The sequence below is a fragment of the Nonomuraea sp. NPDC004186 genome (assembly GCF_053603495.1).
The window spans coordinates 66,379-83,291 of record NZ_JBSGFQ010000019.1; the positions used below are offsets into that span (position 1 = coordinate 66,379).

Here is a 16,913-nt window from a genome sequence, read left to right on the forward strand (position 1 = left end):
AGCTGTACACGTGGGTGCTCGCCGGAATGGCCGCAGGCGTGATCGTCGGCCTGGTGGCACCTGGCTTCGCGACGTCGTTGGAGGTTCTGGGGGACACGTTCGTCGGGCTGTTGACGATGCTGCTGGGACCGATCGTCTTCTGCATGGTCGTCAGCGGTATCGCAGCCGTGAATCGGCTCCGGCACGTCGGCGCGATCGCGTTGCGTTCGATCGCGTACTTCGAGATCGTGACCACGCTGGCGCTGTTGCTCGGGCTCCTCGCCGTGAACCTGGTGCGCCCGGGTGACGGCCTGGCGGTGAACCCGGCTCAGCTTCAGCTCACCGACGAGGTGAGCGCACGGGTTGACGCGGCGTCAGAGATGTCGTGGATCGACTACGTGCTGCAGATCTTCCCAAAGAACATCGTGGCGAGCTTCGCCGAAGGCGCGATTCTTCAGATTCTGTTCTTCGCCGTTCTGTTCGGCGTCGCCCTGGCCGTCCTCGGCGATCGGGCTCGGCCCGTGGCCCGGGCGGTCGATCGGATCGGCGAGGTCCTGTTCACGATCGTGCGACTCGTTACGTATGTCGCCCCCGTCGGCGTGTTCGGCGCGATGGCGTACACCGTGGGCCACTTCGGGGTGGCGACCATCGGCGCGCTGCTGAAGCTGATCGGCACCTTCTACGGCACATCGATCGCGTTCGTGGTCGTCGTCCTCGGCGGCATCCTGCTGCTGGTACGGCTGAACCCGCTGCACACTTTCCGGTACTTCAAGGACGAGATCCTGCTGGCGCTGGGCGCGTCCTCCTCGGAAGCCGCGATCCCCGGTATCGTCGCCAAACTCACCCGCCTCGGCGTCGACAAGGGGACGGCGGGCATCACCGTCAGCGCGGGCTATTCGTTCAACCTCGACGGCACATGCATCTATCTCACGCTGACCAGCATGTTCATCGCCCAGGCGCTGGGGATCGACCTCGATCTCGGCCAGCAGCTGCTGCTCCTCGCGGTGATGTTGTTGTCGTCGAAGGGAACCGCGGGCGTGACCGGAGGCGGCTTCGTGATGCTGTCCACGACAGTGTCGGCGACGTCCGTCATCCCGGTCTCGGGTGTCATGCTCGTTTTCGGGATCGACCGATTCATGTCCGAGTGCCGCGCCGTCGTGAACTCGCTCGGCAACGCGGTGGCAGGTCTGGTGATCGCGCGCTGGCAAGGCGAGATCTCGTCGTCCGCCGCCAACGCCATCATGTCCGGGAAGTCCGCGCCTCCCGTCCCGCTGACATCCGAGCCGGAGAAGGTCAGCGGCCGATGACCGGCAAACTCAGCCTCCAACGGGTTCAGGTATTCGTGGCGATCGCCGATCACCGCGGTATCTCGGCGGCCGCGAGAGCGCTCGGCGTCGCGCAGTCGACCGTCTCGTCTCACCTTCAGCAGCTCGAAGGCGAGGTCGGTGCGGTGCTGGTCGACCGTTCCGCGCCGTCGCTCCGGCTCACCGAGGCCGGTGAGAAGCTCCTTGAGTACGGCCGTGGTCTGCTCGCCCTCGCGGACGAGGCGCTGGATCAGATCACGCGTGTACGACGGGCGCCGGTGGCCGGTGTCCTGGCCATCGGAGGCACGACCACTGCGACGGAGCGCCTGCTTCCACGGCTCCTGCGTTCCTTTCTGGACCGCTACCCGGACGTCGAGCTGGAACTCCACGTCGCGAACTCCTCGCTCATCACCCAGAAGGTGCTCTCCGGCGAGCTGCCTCTCGCGCTCGTCGCCGCTCAGAGCGAGCAGCCCTCTCTCAGCGCGACGGCAGCGGGAAGCGAGGAGCAGGTGGTCATCGTGGCCGGCGATCACCCGCTCGCCGGGCAGCGGGTGGAGCCGCACCTGTTGCGCGGCACCCGCATCCTGCTCCGAGAGGAGGGGTCCACCACGCGCCAGTACCAGGTGGACATGGCGCAGAGGTGGGGAATCCCACGCACCCATGCCGGCACGATCGCCGGCACGAGCGCGATCGTCGCCGCGGTGGCCCAGGGTCTCGGCCTGGCCTGCCTGCCCAGGGCCGTCGCCGAGGAGGCCCTGCTGCTCGGCCGGGTCGCCGAGGTCCATCTCGACCCGGTGCCTCCCGAACGCCCGATCCAGCTGATCAGGCTGGCGGCACGACCGCCGACGCTGGTCGAAGAGCTCTTCATCGAAAGCGTCCGTGAAGAAAGGACACCATGACCACCATCACCGTGAACGATCGCCCGTACACCGTCCCGGATCACCCCGTCGTCGTCATCACCGTCGACGGTGGTGACCCGCGATACTTCCGGGACGGGCTGAGCCGCGGCATCATGCCCCGTCTCCAGCGGATGCTCGACGACGGCGGCGTCTTCTCCGTCGGAGCGTCAGAGATGCCGAGCTTGACCAACCCGAACAACATCTCCATCGTCACCGGCGTTCCGCCTGCCATCCACGGCATCCCCGGGAACTACTGCCGGCTGCCCGACGGCTCACTGGAACTGCTCAATGATCCTCGATTTCTTCGCGCGCCGAGCATCCACGCCGAGTTCGCCGCCCGCGGGATCCCGACCCTGGCCGTCACGACCAAGGACAAGCTCCGGCGCCTGCTCGGAAACGGAGGCGTGCCGAGCGTCAGCGTCGAACGCGCACCAGGCGCCGCACTGCCCGAGTACGGGATCGACGACATCGAGGAGCTCGTCGGAACACCTGCTCCCGACGTCTACGACCCCTCCGCCAGCCACTACGCGATGCGCATCGGCCTCGCCGTGCTTCAGCGGGTTCCCGGGCTGCGCCTCATCTACGTCTCCCTCACGGACCGGGTCCAGCATGCTGCGGCACCCGGGGACGAACTCGCCGACCGGTTCTTCGTCGAGTTCGACGCCTTGCTCGGCGCGTACCTGGACGCCGGGTGCACGGTGGGGATCACCGCCGATCATGGAATGAACGCCAAGCACCACGATGCCGGCACCGCTCGGGTGCACTATCTCGGCGACCTCCTCACCGAAGCGGGCGTCCCGTTCGAGGAGATCGTGCTGCCCATCACCGACCCCTACCCCAAGCATCACGGGGCGCTCGGGGGCTTCGCCTGGCTGCATCTGGCTCCCGAGCATCGCGGGGCCGCTGTGCGTGCCCTCGCGGCACTGCCCGGTATCGAAGAGGTCTGGGAACGTGAGGACGCGGCGACGATCTACGAGCTTCCGGTGGACCGCATCGGCGACCTCGGTCTCGCGGCCGCGGCCGACACGGCGCTCGGCCGCCATGCGGTCGATCACGATCTCTCCCAGCTCCATGGAGGTCTCCGATCCCATGGCAGCAGGCACGAGCAGCTCGTTCCGCTGATCCTCAGCCGCCCCGTCAGGGGGCCGCTGGCGAAGCGGCTGCACGCCGGTGTGCTGAGGAATCGGGACATCCACGATCTGACGCTCAACAACACCGTGTAGACGGCACGGCCCATCTGAAGCCGGGGTGGGGCGACGCCGGCCGGAGGTGACGAATGCCACCGCGCCTCCATGGGTGCGGCCGCGCGAACCGGCCCTATCTTTGTACTGACTGGTCAGTATAAAGAATGGAGTCATGATGATCGTTGCGGAAGGGTTGGCGATCGAGGGGGTGTACCCGGAGGTCTCGCTGAAGGTCGGGGCCGGCACGCTCACGGTGGTCGCGGGTTCGGCGGGAAGCGGGCGGACGAGCCTCCTGCTGACGCTGGCCGGGCGGATGGAGCCCACCAAAGGCGCGCTGAACGTCGCCGGGCACGCCGGGCGCCGCGCCATCCGCAAAGCCGTGGCGTTGGCGCTGATCGACGGGGTGACGGATCTGGACCGGTCGCTGACGGTCGGGGAGCACCTGCGGGAGCGGCGGCGCCGGCCGTACCAGGAGATTCTTGAGCGGGTCGGGCTGGCGGGGCAGGAGCGAACGCTGGTGCGGGAGCTGGATCGCGAGCAACGCGTGCGGCTGGGCCTCGCGCTGGCGCTGCTGGACGAGCCCGAGGTGATCGTCGCCGACAACGTGGACGCGGGCCTGCCGGCCGACCGGCAGCAGGCGCTGTGGAACCTGCTGCGGAGCCTCGGCCGCACGGTGGTGGCCTCGTGCGTGACGCCGCCCGCCCACTACGACGAACTGGTGGAGCTGTCATGAAGGGCATGTTGCGGTCGCGGCTGACGAGAGCGGCGCTGGCGGCGGTGGTGGTGCTGCCGCTCCTGTACGCGGGCCTGTACCTGTGGTCGTTCTGGGACCCGCAGGGCAATCTGGACCGCGTGCCGGTCGCGCTGGTCGTCGAGGACCAGCCTGCCCGAGCCGCGGGCAAGACCCTGCACGCGGGCCGCGACCTGGCCGGCGAGCTGCGGAAGCGCGACGTCTTCGGCTGGCACGAGACCACCGCGAGGCAGGCGGCCGACGGGGTCGCGGACGGCACGTTCTACCTGTCGCTGACCGTGCCCGCCGACTTCAGCGCCAAGCTGGCCTCACCCGCCGACGACGCCGCCGCACCGAGCCCGGCGCGGCTCGGGCTGCGCGTGGACACGGGCCGCAGCTACATCATGGGCAGCATCTCGGACGCGGTGTTCAACGAGGTACGGGCGGCGGCCGAGCGCACGGCGATCCACGACTACTTCGACAACGTCTTCGTCTCGATCGGCGACATCCACGACAAGACGGCGGAGGCCGCCGAGGGCGCGGACAAGCTGCACGACGGCGTCGTGCGGCTCGGTGACGGCGTCTCCCGGCTCAGCGACGGCCTGGGCACGGCCGAGAACGGCGCCCGGCAGCTCTCCGCCGGCCTGAGCACCGCCAACACCGCCACGGGCAGGCTGCGTGACGGCTCGGCCCAGGTCACGCAGGGCCTCACGCAGGCGCAGCGGGCCATCGGGCAACTGCGCGACGGCCTGAACCAGCTCCACGAGAAAGGAACCGCTCCGCTCGGTTCCGGAGCGAAGGAGGCATACCAGCAGGTTCACGCTCAGACCCGCACGGTCAACCAGCTCGCCGACACGTACGTCCCCGTGCTGGACGAATGGGGCCCCAAGATCTCCAGAGCCGCCGAGGCGGTTGCCGACGCCGCCGACAAGGTCGCCGACGGCGGGTCGTCAACCGGCACAGCACAGTCGAGCGCGGCGGACACCCACGCGGGAAGCGCGGCCGACAGCGCCAGGGAGGCGAGCTCGCAGGCGCAGGCCGCGCTCGACCGCCTCGGCGCGGACGCAGACCCCGAGGTACGCGGCCTGCTGAGGAACGCGGCAGCCGCCGCGCGCCGGGCCGCCACTCAGGCGGACCAGGCCCAGGACGCCGCCCGGACGAGCGCCGGCAGCGTCGCGGGAACCCGGATCGACGGCGTCGCGGACCTGAGGAACCAGGCGCGGGAGCTGGCCGCGCAGGCTCGCAAGATCGCGGCTGTGGCACCTCAGCTCGGGTCCAAGCTGGACCAGGCCAGAAACCGGCTCAACGCCCTGGACACGGGCCTGGGCAAGCTGGCCGATGGCGCCGCGAAGGTGAACTCCGGCCTGGGCACGGCCGCCACCGGCGCGAACCGGCTCTACCAGGGTGCGACCAAGCTGACCGACGGTTCGCGCCAGGTCACGAACGGCATCGGACGCCTGGGCGGCGGGCTGGTCAGGCTGAGCGACGGCGCGAGCGAACTGAGCACCGGCGTGGACCGGCTCCACGACGGCGCGGGCCAGGCGGACAAGGGCGCGGCCAAGCTCGCCGCAGGATCGAAGGAGCTGGCAGGCGGGCTCGGCGACGGCGCCGCCCGGATCCCCGACTACGACGGCAAGCAGCGCGACGACCGCGCGGACGTGATGAGCGACCCGGTCCGGCTGGCCAAGACCGTCGACAACGAGGTGCCCAACTACGGCACCGGCTTCGCGCCGTTCTTCCTGCCGCTGGCGCTCTGGGTCGGTGCGATGATCGCGTACATGGTGCTGAAGCCGCTGAACCAGCGGCGGCTGGCGGGCACGACGGGCGCGGTGCGGATCGCGCTGGCGGGCTGGCTGCCGGCGGTGGTGCTCGGGGCGGCGCAGGTGGGCGTGCTGGTGGCGGTTCTGCGGCTCGGGCTCGGGCTGGAGGCCGCGAGCTGGGCCGGGCTCGCCGGGCTGCTGCTGCTCGCGACCGCCGCGTTCATGGCGGTCGTGCAGGCGGTGAACGCGCTGCTCGGCCCGCCCGGACGGGTGGTCGCGCTGGCGCTGCTGATGCTGCAGCTCACCTCGGCGGCCGGTACGTATCCCATCGAGACGTCGCCCGGGTTCTTCCAGACGATCTCGCCGTGGCTGCCGATGAGCTGGGTGGTGTCGGCGCTGCGCAGGCTGATCAGCGGTGGCGATCTCACCGTGGTGTGGCAGGCTTGCGGCGTGCTGTCGGCTTTCCTCGTACTCGGGCTCGCGCTCACCACGCTCGCCGTGGAGCGCGGCCGCATCTGGTCCGTCAAGCGCCTGCACCCGGAGCTGGCGCTGTGAGCGAGAGCACCGCCAGGCGCGGGAGCAGGCAGGACACCCGGAAGAAGGTGTTCAGGGCGGCTGTGGAGCTGATCGCCGAGCACGGGTACGCGGCCACCACGGTCGACGCCATCGCCGAGCGGGCCGGGGTGGCCAAGGGCACCGTGTTCTACAACTTCGGCAGCAAGGAGGGACTGTTCGAGGCGCTGCTGGAGCACTCGATCGACATGCTCGCCGAGGCGCTGGCCGGTTCCGACACCGGGGAGAGCGCGCTGGACGCGCTCGACTCGGTGGTGCTCGGCCAGCTCAGGTTCTTCGAGGAGCACGGGGCCTTCGCCCGGGTGCTGCTGGCCGAGATGTGGCGGACGGCGTGGCAGGAGGCGGTGGGGCGGCTGCGCCGGAGCGCGCTCGGCGTGTACGCGGACGTGCTGCGCAGGGCCGCCGCGAACGGCGAGGTCCGGGCCGACCTGGACGTGGAGACGGCGGCGACGGCCGTGTTCGGCATGGTGCTGACGGTCGCCATCGAGCGCCGCGCCCTGTATCCGGACCGGCCGCTGGAGCGCACTCACGCGACCCTGGTCGAGCTCCTCCACGGCCGCATCAAGTAGCCCCTGCCTGGCGAATACACCTGCGCCGAGTTCGCGGCCCCGGCCTCGCGAACGCCCCGAGGCGTGGACCGGTCGCTCAGGGATTCGGGCTTCCGGCGCGGGGCTGGTCGCTCAGGGATTCGAGCCTCTGGCGCGGGGCTGGTCGCTCAGGGATTCGAGCCTCTGGCGCGGGGCTGGTCGCTCAGGGATTCGAGCCTCTGGCGCGGGGCCGGCCGCTCAGAGATTCCGGTCCTCGGGGACTGCCGGCAAGGCCAGGGATATCCGCTACCGAGATGATCTGTCTTCCGCCGATGAAGCTCCCCGCGACGAACACTCCCGCGTCGTGGGCGTGACGCCCGCGGTGGCTGGCGGAGGCGTCTTCGATCAGCCACGGCGTCAGGTCGAGCTCGAACGCCCCGAGCGCGGTCGCCAGCACGCAGTTTTCCGTGGCGATCCCGCACAGGTAGATGTCCCGCCACCCGCGTCCGGCGATCAGCGCCGCTCCGCCGGCGTCGGCGAACAGGTTGTACCCCTTCTTGTCGATGACGGCCGTCGCCTGCCGCGCGTGCGCCCGCAGCTCGTCGACGATCTCGATCTGCGGCGGCTCCATGCATTCTGTCCAGCCGAGCAGCCGCTCGTACGGCGAGCCCGGATGGTTGACGTAGCGGGTGAACACCACGTCGTTCCCCGCCGACCGCCACCGGGCGACAAGGTCCGCGATGACGGGGACGATATGGGCAGAAACATCGCGAACGAAGTAGTTCTGCATGTCGATGACCACGAGCACGGACTCGCCGGAACGTACCGTCACGCCACTAGCTTCGGACGTGATGCCCCGGACGCGCCATCACCCGCGCGGCTCGACGGCAGTGTCGTACTCGCCGACCTTCATCGGGAGGCGGCCCGTCAGGCGCGGCGGATCGTGATGTCGCCGTCGTGGCTGCGGGCGCGGATCTCGACCGTCTCGTCGAACCCGTCCGGGCTCTCGCGGGCGTCGAGGGAGTTGAGCAGCCTGCCGTTGGCCGTGCTCACGTCGAGGAACGCCGCCGTGCCCTGCCGGATGCCGACCTCGAGGTCGCCGGTCGTGCTCGTCAGGACGACCGAGCCGCGCGCGACCTCGCCGATCCGCACGCTGCCGTGCACGTTCTTCGCCTCGACGCCGCCGTGAGCGCGCTCGACCTGCATGTCGCCGCTGGTGCCGATCAGCCGCAGCTCGCCCGTCACCTCGCCGATGTAGCACTCCCCGTCGTCGTTCCTGATCGACGCGGGGCCGTCCACCTCCTGGATCCTGATCTCGCCGGACGCGCTGGAGACCTCGGCCCGGCCGGTGGCGCGCTCGACGCCGATCTCGCCGCTGTCGCTGGTCAGCTGGATCGCGCCGGCCTCGTCGAGCCGGATGTCGCCGTGGTCCGTCTGCAGCCGGCAGTCTCCCAACCGGCCGGTGCAGTGGAACTCGCCCGACGTCGTCGAGCCCTGTACGTGCGAGCCCGACGGCAGCTCGATCGTCACGCGGACCGACTCCCCCCAGTCGCCGAACAGGCCGGCCAGGGCTGACAGGCCCCACCCCTGGCGCCGCGGGCCTGCTCCGGCGCCCGCATACCGGGACTGGGCGGGCTCCTGCTGGGCGCTTTTGACGACCAGCTTGCCGGCCGCGTAGCCGATCTGGACCGCGGCAGCCCCTCCTTCACCGTCGTCAGGCCGGGCGTCGACCACCGTGGTGGCGCGGTCGCTCGCGATGATCCTGACCTCGGCGCCGGGCAGGTCGATGCTGACCGAGATCGGCTCGGGTGTGTCGAATGTCGGCATGAAACCCTCCTCGTGGTTGCGTACGTCCGGGCCTCAGCCGACCCAGCCGGTGTAGCTGCGCCCGCTCGCCGAGCCGCGCCCCGCCGTCCGGCGGCCGCCGGGCTCCAACGTGGCCGCGACGGCACGCACCAGCCAGGTGTTGACCGACAGGCCCTCCCGGCGGGCGGCCTCCTCGACCTGCACCTTCAGGTGCTCAGGGAGCCGGAGGCTGAAGCGGGCCGTGCCGCCTTCCTGGATCTCCACGGGCTGGACGCCCGCGCCGGACGGCCCGCCGTCGTCATCGGGGGCATCCGGCGCGGGCGGGTGCTGCGCCGGGGATCGGGTCAGGACGAAGTCGGGATCGCCGCGGCGCAGGCGGACCTCCACCGAACCCGGCGCCAGCTCGCGCGTTATCTCGTCGGCGGCCGCCGACAGGACCTCCAGCAGGATCAGCCGGACGGATGACTCGAGAGGTGAGACAAGTCGCTCGGCGAGGGCGCGCGCGTCCTCGCCGCCTGCTTCCGCGGCGATCGCGAGGTCCCTGTGTAGCCTGTCGACGTACGGCTTGAGATCCATGGCGCCATTATGGCGCCAAAGTGACGCCAACGCCAGCGTCGCCGCGTCACGTCCGGCCGGGAGCGCTCCCGAGGGTGTCGCGCAGCCGGCTCTTCTGGATCTTGTTCGAGCCGGTGCGGGGCAGGTCGTCCACGATGTCGAGGTACACGGGGAGCTTGTACCTGGCCAGCCGCTCGGCCAGGAACGCCCGCAGTTCGCCGATGGTCAGACCGCGGCCGGGGACGGTGATCACGAATGCCCGGCCGACCTCTCCCCACGTGGCGTCCGGCACGCCGATCACCGCGACCTCGGCGACCGAGGGGTGCTCGTAGACGGCCGCCTCGACCTCGGCCGGGTAGACGTTCTCGCCGCCGGAGATGTACATGTCCTTGACCCGGTCGACGATGTGGAAGTGCCCTTCGGGGTCCACGTACGCGATGTCGCCGGAGTGGAACCACCGGCCCTCGGAGAAGGCCCGCGCGGTGGCGGCGGGGTCGTCCCAGTAGCCGGGGGTCACGTTCGGGCCCTGGATGATCACTTCGCCGGGTTCGCCGGGGGCGGTGTCGGTCAGGTCGGGGCGGACGCAGCGGACATTGGTGAAGAAGACCGGGACCCCGGCGGATCCGGCCTTGCGTTCGCTCTCGCCCGCCTCCAGGAACGTGGCGCCCGGCGCCGTCTCTGTGAGGCCGTAACCCTGGCAGAAGGTCAGGCCGCGTTCCTGATAGGTGTGGATCAGCGCGGGCGGGACCGCCGCGCCGCCCGCCATCAGGCAGCGTACGGACGACAGGTCGGCGTCCGCCCAGCGGGGCGACCGCGCGAGCGCGGCGAACATCGTGGTCACGCCGAACATCCAGGTGACGCTATGCCCGGCGATGAGGTCGAAGCAGGCGTCCACGCTCCAGGACGGCATGATGACCGAGCATCCGCCCTTGAGGAACGTGGGCAGCAGGCACTGGTTGAGCGCCGCCACGTGGAACAGCGGCGCGCTGACCAGCGTCACCTCGTCGGCGGCGACGTCCACCCCGACCAGGAGGTTATAGCAGTTCCAGATCAGGTTGCCGTGGGTCAGCGTGGCGCCCTTGGGGCGGCCCGTGGTGCCGGAGGTGTACAGGACGCAGGCCGCGTCGTCGAGGCCGACCGGCACGTCGATGGGCGCGGGGTCACCGGCGGCGAGCCACTCCTCGTAGTCCGGCCCCAGGGCCACCACCGTGCGTACGGCCTGCCCGAAGGCGTGCTCGGGGGCGTGGACGAGCACGGTCGCCCCGCTGTGGGCCAGCAGGTGGTCGATCTCCGGCGCGGCGAGCCGGAAGTTCAGCGGCACGAAGATGCCGCCGAGCATGTGCGTGGCGAACATCGTCTCCACGAACGCCGGATGGTTCTGCCCCAGGTAGGCCACCCGGTCCCCTTTGCGCACCCCGGCCGCGCGCAACTGCCCGGCCAGCCGGGTGGTGCGGTCGAACACCTCCGCGTACGTCGTCGCGCGGTCACGGAAGACGAAGGCGGTGCGGTCCGGCGACATCGCGGCCCGCCTGGCCGGCCACCCGCCGAGCCCTGCGTTCAACACCGTCCCGTCACCTCTCAGGCGTAGTGGCGGTAGACGGCACGGGCGACGCAGGCGGGCTTGCCGACGCCGTCGATCTCGACCGCGAAGTCGCAGAGCATCTGCACGCCGTCGCCGGGCACGTCCTCGACCTCGGCGACCTTCGCGGCCAGGCGGACCTTGGCGCCCACGCGCACCGGGGCGGGGAAGCGAACCTTCTCCAGCCCGTAGTTGATGCTCATCTTCACGCCCTGGATGCCGAGCACCTCGTTGAACAGCGGGATGACCAGGGCCAGGGTGAGATAGCCGTGGGCGATGGTGCCGCCGAAGGGGCCGTCCGCGGCCCGCCGGGTGTCCACGTGGATCCATTGGTGGTCGTTCGTGGCGTCCGCGAAGGTGTTCACGCGCTCCTGGGTGATCTCCAGCCAGGAGCTGTGGCCCAGGTCGCGGCCGGCCAGGGCCTTGATCTCCGCGAGTCCGTCAACCGTGATCATGAGGTCTCCTTGTCGAGGCCGAGCAGGCGGGCGGCGTTGTCCTTGAGGATCTTGGGGCGGACCTCGGGCTTGATGTCGAGCTTGGCGAAGTCGGCCAGCCAGCGGTCCGGGGTGATGATGGGGTAGTCGGAGCCGAAGAGCACCTTGTCCTTGAGCAGGCTGTTGGCGTACCGGACGAGCTGGGGCGGGAAGTACTTCGGCGACCATCCGGACAGGTCGATGTGGACGTACGGCTTGTGCGTGGCGACGGCGAGCGCCTCGTCCTGCCAGGGGAACGACGGGTGCGCCAGGATGACGCGCAGCTCGGGGAAGTCCACGGCCACGTCGTCGACCAGCATCGGGTTGGAGTACTTGAGCCGGATGCCGCCCCCGCCGGGCACTCCCGCGCCGATGCCGGTCTGCCCGGTGTGGAAGAGGGCGGGCACGCCCAGCTCCTCGATGACCTCGTACAGGGGGTAGGCCATCGGGTCGTTCGGGGCGAACCCCTGGATGCTGGGGTGGAATTTGAAGCCGCGCACCCCGTGCCGCTCCACCAGGCGGCGGGCCTCCCGCGCCCCCGCCCTGCCCTTGTGCGGGTCGACGCTGGCGAAGGGGATCAGCACGTCGGCGTGTTCGGCGCAGCTCTCGGCGATCTCCTCGTTGGCGATGCGCGGGTGGCCGGTGGCGTGCTCGGCGTCCACGGTGAACACCACCGCGGCCATCTTCCGTTCCCGGTAGTAGGCCGCCATCTGGGGGACGGCAGGGCGCTCGTGCGAGCCGAAGTACTGCTCGGACGCGCCGAACAGCACCGGGCTCAGCGAGCCGTGGCCGTCCTTGGAGATCTCGGCATGGGTGTGGACGTCGATCGCGACCAGTTCGTCGAGGTTCACCGTCCGGCTCCCTTGGGGGCGGGGATGCCGTAGGTCTCGGGTTCCGCGCCGACGCCCGTGTGCCACTGCCCGGCGATGGCCTCGGCGCTCCAGCCGCCGTCGGCGTACGCCACCGCCTTCTCCTTCGGGTGCGCCCACAGGGCCAGCCGGTCCCCGCCGACGCCGATCGCCTGTCCGGTGACGCCCTTGGAGTCGTCCGAGGCCAGGTACGTGATCAGCCCGGTCACGTCCTCCACCGTGCCCAGCCCCTCGTCCCTGCGCAGCCAGCCGGGCAGCGGCTCCCCGGTGCGGTCGGACTCCTCTATGACCGGTGCGAACGCCGGGATGGTCTTGGTCATCTCGGTGGCCGCGACCGGGATCACCGCGTTGACCGTGATGTCGGCCTTGGCCAGCTCCATCGCCCAGGTCCGGGCCATCGCGACGATGCCGGCCTTGGCCGCGGCGTAGTTGGTCTGGCCGAAGTTGCCGCGCTGGCCGGCCGGCGAGCCGACGAGGATCAGCCGCCCGCCCGTCCCCTGCTCGCGCATCCGCACCGCCGCCGCGCGGGCGCACGTGAACGTGCCCCGCAGGTGCACGTTCACGACGTCGTCGAAGTCCTCGTCGGACATCTTCCACAGCACCCGGTCGCGCAGGATGCCCGCGTTCGTGATCAGCACGTCGAGGCGGCCGAGCTCCCGTACGCTCGCCCCGATCAGGTGGTCGGCCGCCGCCGTACCGCCTACCGCGGCGGCCACGCCGACGGCCCGGCCGCCCGCCGCGGTGATCTTCGCCACCGCGGCGTCCACCGCCTCCTGATCGACGTCGTTCACCACCACCGCGGCGCCCGCCGCGGCAAGGGCCACGGCATAGGCCAGGCCGAGGCCGCGCCCGCTACCGGTGACGATCGCCACTTTGCCGGTCAGATCCATGTGGGACACCTCTCAGAACGTGATCACGGGGTCGATCGCCTTGCCCTGCGCGGCGCGATCGACGTCGTCGAACGGGTAGCGGCCGGCCGGCTTCCACACCGGCAACCGACCAGCTTCTGCACCGGCGGTCGGCTGGCTTCTGCACCGGCAACCGGTCGGTTTCCGCACCGGCGGCTGACCGGCTTCCGTACCGGCGGTCGGTCGACTTCCGTGCCCGCGGTTGGCCGGCTTCCGCACGGGCGGCCAGTCGGCTTCCGCACCGGCAGTCGGCCGACACGGACGAGCGGGACCAGGGCGGGAATCGCGGCCCGCGTCTCGGCCGCACCGGGCGTCGGGGAAAGCCGGCCCGCGCCGAGGATTCGGAAGAGCCAGCCGGCACCCAGGACTTGGGGGAGCCATCCGGCGCCCAGGACTCGGGGGAGCCGGCCGGCGCCGAGGGTCAGGCCGGTCACGCGCCCGCCCCCGGCAGCATGGCGTCCACATCGGGGGCCGGCTCGGTACCGGACCTCACGCGCCTGCCCCGGCAGCGTGGCGTCGAGGTCGAGGACCGGCTCGGTGCCGACGACGGTGCGCCGACCAGGACGAACGTGCCCCGGGCAGCCGTCACGGTCTCGTCCGCCACGGCCACGGCGGCGGCCACTTGACCGGTGGACGGGTCCATCACGGTGGCCCCGCCGCTCTTGGCCGCGTCGACGCCAGTCATATCCGCCACGGCCACGGCCGCCCCTGGCCTTCCTCGGGCTCGGGCTCGGGCTCGGGTTCGCTCATGGTCGCGCTTCTCCCTCACGGATACCGCCCGTGGCAGGGCCGCGGAGTGGCCCCGGCCACACGACGGAAAGCCCGGGTACGCCGCGGACAAGCCGCCTTCAATTGACAGGAAACCTGTCGATGGGCAGTCTTGTTGCCAACAGGTTTCCTGTCAATGGCCTAGCCTGGATCTCCCCGACGACGACTCAGGAGCAGGTGATGACCGCAACGGCGGAACAGCAGGCGGGAACGGCCGCGGACAAGGCACCGCCGTCGCTGCTCTACATGGTCAAACAGGTGGAGCTCGTCGTCCGCGCACGCCTCGACGACCTGGTGCGGCCGACCGGCATCACGGTGACGCAGTACACCGCGCTCACCGTGCTGGAGCGGCACGACGGGCTGTCGGCCGCGCAGCTGGCCCGCGACTCGTTCGTCACCGCCCAGTCCGTGGCCGACCTGGTGCGCGCCCTGGAGGAACGCGGGCTCATCCGGCGCGAGCGCAACCCGGCCAACCGCCGCGAGCTGCACATCCTCCTCACCGACGCGGGGCGTGAACTCCTGGCCCGCCTCGCCGAGCCCGTACGCGAGCTCGAGGAGCTCATGATCGCCGACCTGTCCGCGCGCCAGGTCGGCCAGCTCCGCCACGCCCTCTCCAAGGCGTGGCGGGCCCTTTTGTGAAGCTCTTCGACGACGGTCTCCGACGGCGATGGCGTCAACCGTAGGTCTGACCTGAAACCCAGACCTCAGGTGGACGCGGTGGGACGCGTCCCTCCTCAACAATGGCCGGGTGACGTTGGGCATGTCCTTCCCGGAGATCGTCGTGGTGCTGGCCGCCGCGCTGCTGGTGCTCGCTCGCCGGCTCCCGTCGTCCCGTGCCCGCCGGCCGGTCACGATGGGCGCGGCGGCGGTTGTGCTGCTTTCCGCGACGGCGCTGGTCCTGGCCGGGGTGCGCTGGCAGTTCGTGCCGGTTCTCGCGGGCGCGGCCATCCTGCTGTCGTTCAGTCTTCCCGTGCTGCTGGGCCGAGCCGCGTGGCGGGCTCCGTGGTGGCTGGCGTTGCCGGGCTGGGCGGCGTGCGCCGGCCTCCTCGCCGCGGGTCCAGTGGCGGCGTGGGCGTTTCCGGTGCCCGATTTCCCCGAGCCGTCGGGCAGGTTCCCGGTCGGCACCCTCGTGCTGCAGTGGACCGATTCGGCGCGTCCGGAGCCCGCGACCCCCGACCCGGATGACCGGCGCACGGTGGTCGTCCAGTTCTGGTACCCGGCGCAGGGGAGCGCCACGGGCACCGCGCGGTCTGTGTATCTCGGCCGTACGGAGCGGGAGGCGCGCGTCGTCTCCGGTGCCGCGGCGGACTACCTCGGGGCGCCCGGCTTCCTGCTCGACGGCGCCTCGACCGCCCGCACCCGCTCGGTGCCGGGTGCCGCCGTGGCCAGGGCGGGAGGACGGTTCCCCGTGGTGCTGTTCTCGCCGGGGCTCGGGGGAGTGCGTACCCAGAACACCGCGTGGGCGGAGGAGCTGGCCAGTCTCGGCTATGTCGTGGTGGCCCTCGACCACCCGTACGACTCCGCCGCCGTCGTCCTCGCCGACGGCCGGACGGTCCGCACCCGGGTCGCCGCGACCGGCGACGAGCGCGAGGACGAGCGGCGGGCGGCCGGCTGGACGGCGGTGCGCGCCGCCGACCTCAGCTTCGTCCTGACCCAGCTGGGCCGCCTCGACCGAGGTGAGATCGCGGGCCCGGCGACCGGCAGCTTCGACCGAGGTGAGATCGCGGGCCCGTTGACCGGCAGCTTCGACCGAGGTGAGATCGCGGGCCCGTTGACCGGTCGCCTCGACACCGCTCGGGCCGCGGTGACCGGCCACTCGATCGGCGGAGCCGCCGCGTTGCTGGCGGCCCGTCAGGACTCCCGATTCGTGGCGGTCATCGACCTGGACGGCGCTCCCCACGACCCCGAGCCGCGGCCCTTCCGCCAACCGGTGCTCGCGCTCACCCACCCGGTGGACCCGGCGGACAACCCGACCTATATTCCCCGCCTCACGCAGGTGCTCGACCTCAGCACCGCCACGAGCTACCGGCTTACCGTCCCGGGGACGGCGCACCTGACCTTCACAGACGCGCCGCTCTACCTTCCGCCCGTGCCCGCACTGGCAGGGTCGCTGGGCCGCACAGCCGGGCTGCGCCTCACAACCGCTACCAGCGCCGCGTTCCTCGACGCGACCTTACGCGGCAAACCGGGCGATCTCACCGCGCAGCTGTCACCGTACGGCGACCTCACCGTCCACCACGCGGACAGCAAGGTACGATCCGGCGGATGAACGGGCAGCGCTGGACCGACTACCTCTACGAGCGGCACCCGCCGGTCCAGCTGCACGTGTGGGCACGCGAGCTGGCCTACTTCCGCTTCTGCCGCGCGTACGGCGGGCACGCCAACGACGGCGACCAGCTGCTGGCCGGGCTGCGCATCGAGACGCAGGACGACCTCGTGCGGACGCTGTCCGCGCTCGGCGTGCCCGTGACGTGGCTCGGCCCCGGCGACCCGCGGCCGGTCCCCGGCGTCGCCTACACCGCGGCCGAGTTCGCCCGATTCCCGGTCGCCATGCCGCTCTTTCCTGGGATCGGGCAGCCGGGGCACGTGGAGATCGCCGGACAACGCGCCCACGTCTGGTCGAACGGGGATCGGCTGGACGTCAGCGTGGCCGACACTGCCGATCCCTACAGCGTCACCGAGGCCGCGGTCGCTTCGGCCAAAGCGATCGAGACGCTGCTGGCTCCGATCGCGGACCAGGTCGTGGACCCGCCGCAGGACGACAGGAACTGCGTATGCCCCCGCTACTACCCGGACCTCTGGCCCGATCGGCAAGGCTGACGCAACGCCGAGACGCGCCCCGATGCCGGACCGGTCAACTGGCGATCAGGGTCGCGCCGGTGAGTCGGTCGGCTGGCGGTGCGGGTCGCGGTCGGGTGGTGGTGGGGGTGGTGCTGTCGGGCCCGGTCGGCTGGCGGTGTGGGTCGTGCTGTCGGGCCCGGTCGGGTGGTGGTGCAGGT

At 71.2% G+C, this 16,913-nt stretch carries 17 protein-coding genes; 9 read left to right on the forward strand and 8 right to left on the reverse strand.

Going from position 1 to position 16,913, the window contains the following annotated elements; translation table 11 throughout:
• Positions 1–14: 14 nt before the first annotated feature.
• The 6 genes from ACWEPL_RS18025 to ACWEPL_RS18050 all read left to right on the forward strand — a co-directional run bounded on the left by ACWEPL_RS18025 (position 15) and on the right by ACWEPL_RS18050 (position 6,998).
• A complete protein-coding gene (locus tag ACWEPL_RS18025) occupies positions 15–1,286 on the forward strand; it encodes a cation:dicarboxylate symporter family transporter (protein WP_452436835.1) in 1,272 nt (423 codons plus the stop codon).
• A complete protein-coding gene (locus ACWEPL_RS18030) occupies positions 1,283–2,182 on the forward strand; it encodes a LysR family transcriptional regulator (RefSeq protein WP_452436836.1) in 900 nt (299 codons plus the stop codon). The genes ACWEPL_RS18025 and ACWEPL_RS18030 overlap by 4 nt, the downstream gene beginning before the upstream one ends.
• Positions 2,179–3,405, forward strand: a complete 1,227-nt coding sequence (locus ACWEPL_RS18035) for an alkaline phosphatase family protein (protein WP_452436837.1) — start codon at positions 2,179–2,181, stop codon at positions 3,403–3,405. The genes ACWEPL_RS18030 and ACWEPL_RS18035 overlap by 4 nt, the downstream gene beginning before the upstream one ends.
• 133 nt (positions 3,406–3,538) lie before the next feature.
• Positions 3,539–4,099, forward strand: coding sequence for an ABC transporter ATP-binding protein (locus tag ACWEPL_RS18040; protein WP_452436838.1), 561 nt, complete (start codon positions 3,539–3,541; stop codon positions 4,097–4,099).
• Positions 4,096–6,411, forward strand: coding sequence for a YhgE/Pip family protein (locus ACWEPL_RS18045; protein ID WP_452436839.1), 2,316 nt, complete (start codon positions 4,096–4,098; stop codon positions 6,409–6,411). The genes ACWEPL_RS18040 and ACWEPL_RS18045 overlap by 4 nt, the downstream gene beginning before the upstream one ends.
• Positions 6,408–6,998: a TetR/AcrR family transcriptional regulator gene (locus tag ACWEPL_RS18050; RefSeq protein ID WP_363964664.1), complete on the forward strand. Its 591-nt coding sequence runs from the start codon at positions 6,408–6,410 to the stop codon at positions 6,996–6,998. Before ACWEPL_RS18045 ends, ACWEPL_RS18050 begins: the two co-directional genes overlap by 4 nt.
• A gap of 181 nt (positions 6,999–7,179) precedes the next feature.
• Here ACWEPL_RS18050 and ACWEPL_RS18055 read toward each other — a convergent pair whose 3' ends face one another.
• From ACWEPL_RS18055 to ACWEPL_RS18090, 8 genes are all read right to left on the reverse strand, one after another.
• The gene (locus ACWEPL_RS18055) at positions 7,180–7,764 is read right to left on the reverse strand and encodes a cysteine hydrolase (RefSeq protein WP_452436840.1); all 585 of its coding nucleotides are present in this window, start codon (positions 7,762–7,764) and stop codon (positions 7,180–7,182) included.
• A 119-nt stretch (positions 7,765–7,883) separates the two neighbouring features.
• The gene (locus tag ACWEPL_RS18060) at positions 7,884–8,783 is read right to left on the reverse strand and encodes a DUF4097 family beta strand repeat-containing protein (RefSeq protein ID WP_452436841.1); all 900 of its coding nucleotides are present in this window, start codon (positions 8,781–8,783) and stop codon (positions 7,884–7,886) included.
• A gap of 33 nt (positions 8,784–8,816) precedes the next feature.
• Positions 8,817–9,338, reverse strand: coding sequence for a hypothetical protein (locus ACWEPL_RS18065; protein WP_452436842.1), 522 nt, complete (start codon positions 9,336–9,338; stop codon positions 8,817–8,819).
• Between the two features lie 46 nt (positions 9,339–9,384).
• The gene (locus ACWEPL_RS18070; protein WP_452436843.1) at positions 9,385–10,881 is read right to left on the reverse strand and encodes an acyl-CoA synthetase; all 1,497 of its coding nucleotides are present in this window, start codon (positions 10,879–10,881) and stop codon (positions 9,385–9,387) included.
• Positions 10,882–10,895: 14 nt separating this feature from the next.
• On the reverse strand, positions 10,896–11,351 hold the full coding sequence (locus ACWEPL_RS18075) for a MaoC family dehydratase (RefSeq protein ID WP_350735003.1): 456 nt from the start codon (positions 11,349–11,351) through the stop codon (positions 10,896–10,898).
• Positions 11,348–12,220: an amidohydrolase family protein gene (locus ACWEPL_RS18080; RefSeq protein WP_452436844.1), complete on the reverse strand. Its 873-nt coding sequence runs from the start codon at positions 12,218–12,220 to the stop codon at positions 11,348–11,350. The genes ACWEPL_RS18075 and ACWEPL_RS18080 overlap by 4 nt, the downstream gene beginning before the upstream one ends.
• Positions 12,217–13,128, reverse strand: coding sequence for an SDR family oxidoreductase (locus ACWEPL_RS18085; RefSeq protein ID WP_452436845.1), 912 nt, complete (start codon positions 13,126–13,128; stop codon positions 12,217–12,219). The genes ACWEPL_RS18080 and ACWEPL_RS18085 overlap by 4 nt, the downstream gene beginning before the upstream one ends.
• A 448-nt stretch (positions 13,129–13,576) precedes the next feature.
• Complete coding sequence (locus ACWEPL_RS18090; protein ID WP_452436846.1) at positions 13,577–13,831, reverse strand: hypothetical protein; 255 nt, start codon at positions 13,829–13,831, stop codon at positions 13,577–13,579.
• 263 nt (positions 13,832–14,094) lie between these two features.
• Here ACWEPL_RS18090 and ACWEPL_RS18095 point away from each other — a divergent pair, with 263 nt between their 5' ends.
• The 3 genes from ACWEPL_RS18095 (at position 14,095) to ACWEPL_RS18105 (ending at position 16,734) form a co-directional block, all read left to right on the forward strand.
• Positions 14,095–14,553 (forward strand): MarR family winged helix-turn-helix transcriptional regulator, encoded by a 459-nt coding sequence (locus tag ACWEPL_RS18095; RefSeq protein WP_452436847.1) that lies wholly within the window; start codon positions 14,095–14,097, stop codon positions 14,551–14,553.
• 109 nt (positions 14,554–14,662) lie between these two features.
• A complete protein-coding gene (locus ACWEPL_RS18100) occupies positions 14,663–16,183 on the forward strand; it encodes an alpha/beta hydrolase family protein (protein ID WP_452436848.1) in 1,521 nt (506 codons plus the stop codon).
• Positions 16,180–16,734: a hypothetical protein gene (locus tag ACWEPL_RS18105; RefSeq protein WP_452436849.1), complete on the forward strand. Its 555-nt coding sequence runs from the start codon at positions 16,180–16,182 to the stop codon at positions 16,732–16,734. Before ACWEPL_RS18100 ends, ACWEPL_RS18105 begins: the two co-directional genes overlap by 4 nt.
• Positions 16,735–16,913 lie beyond the last annotated feature (179 nt).

Excerpts from the sequence above, each read along its gene's own strand:
- ACWEPL_RS18045 (WP_452436839.1), top strand. The coding sequence starts at position 4,096 with ATGAAGGGCATGTTGCGGTCGCGGCTGACGAGAGCGGCGCTGGCGGCG.
- ACWEPL_RS18105 (WP_452436849.1), top strand. The coding sequence starts at position 16,180 with ATGAACGGGCAGCGCTGGACCGACTACCTCTACGAGCGGCACCCGCCG.
- ACWEPL_RS18065 (WP_452436842.1), bottom strand. The coding sequence starts at position 9,338 with ATGGATCTCAAGCCGTACGTCGACAGGCTACACAGGGACCTCGCGATC.
- ACWEPL_RS18060 (WP_452436841.1), bottom strand. The coding sequence starts at position 8,783 with ATGCCGACATTCGACACACCCGAGCCGATCTCGGTCAGCATCGACCTG.
- ACWEPL_RS18085 (WP_452436845.1), bottom strand. The coding sequence starts at position 13,128 with ATGGATCTGACCGGCAAAGTGGCGATCGTCACCGGTAGCGGGCGCGGC.
- ACWEPL_RS18090 (WP_452436846.1), bottom strand. The coding sequence starts at position 13,831 with ATGACTGGCGTCGACGCGGCCAAGAGCGGCGGGGCCACCGTGATGGAC.
- ACWEPL_RS18095 (WP_452436847.1), top strand. The coding sequence starts at position 14,095 with ATGACCGCAACGGCGGAACAGCAGGCGGGAACGGCCGCGGACAAGGCA.
- ACWEPL_RS18030 (WP_452436836.1), top strand. The coding sequence starts at position 1,283 with ATGACCGGCAAACTCAGCCTCCAACGGGTTCAGGTATTCGTGGCGATC.
- ACWEPL_RS18040 (WP_452436838.1), top strand. The coding sequence starts at position 3,539 with ATGATGATCGTTGCGGAAGGGTTGGCGATCGAGGGGGTGTACCCGGAG.
- ACWEPL_RS18035 (WP_452436837.1), top strand. The coding sequence starts at position 2,179 with ATGACCACCATCACCGTGAACGATCGCCCGTACACCGTCCCGGATCAC.
- ACWEPL_RS18075 (WP_350735003.1), bottom strand. The coding sequence starts at position 11,351 with ATGATCACGGTTGACGGACTCGCGGAGATCAAGGCCCTGGCCGGCCGC.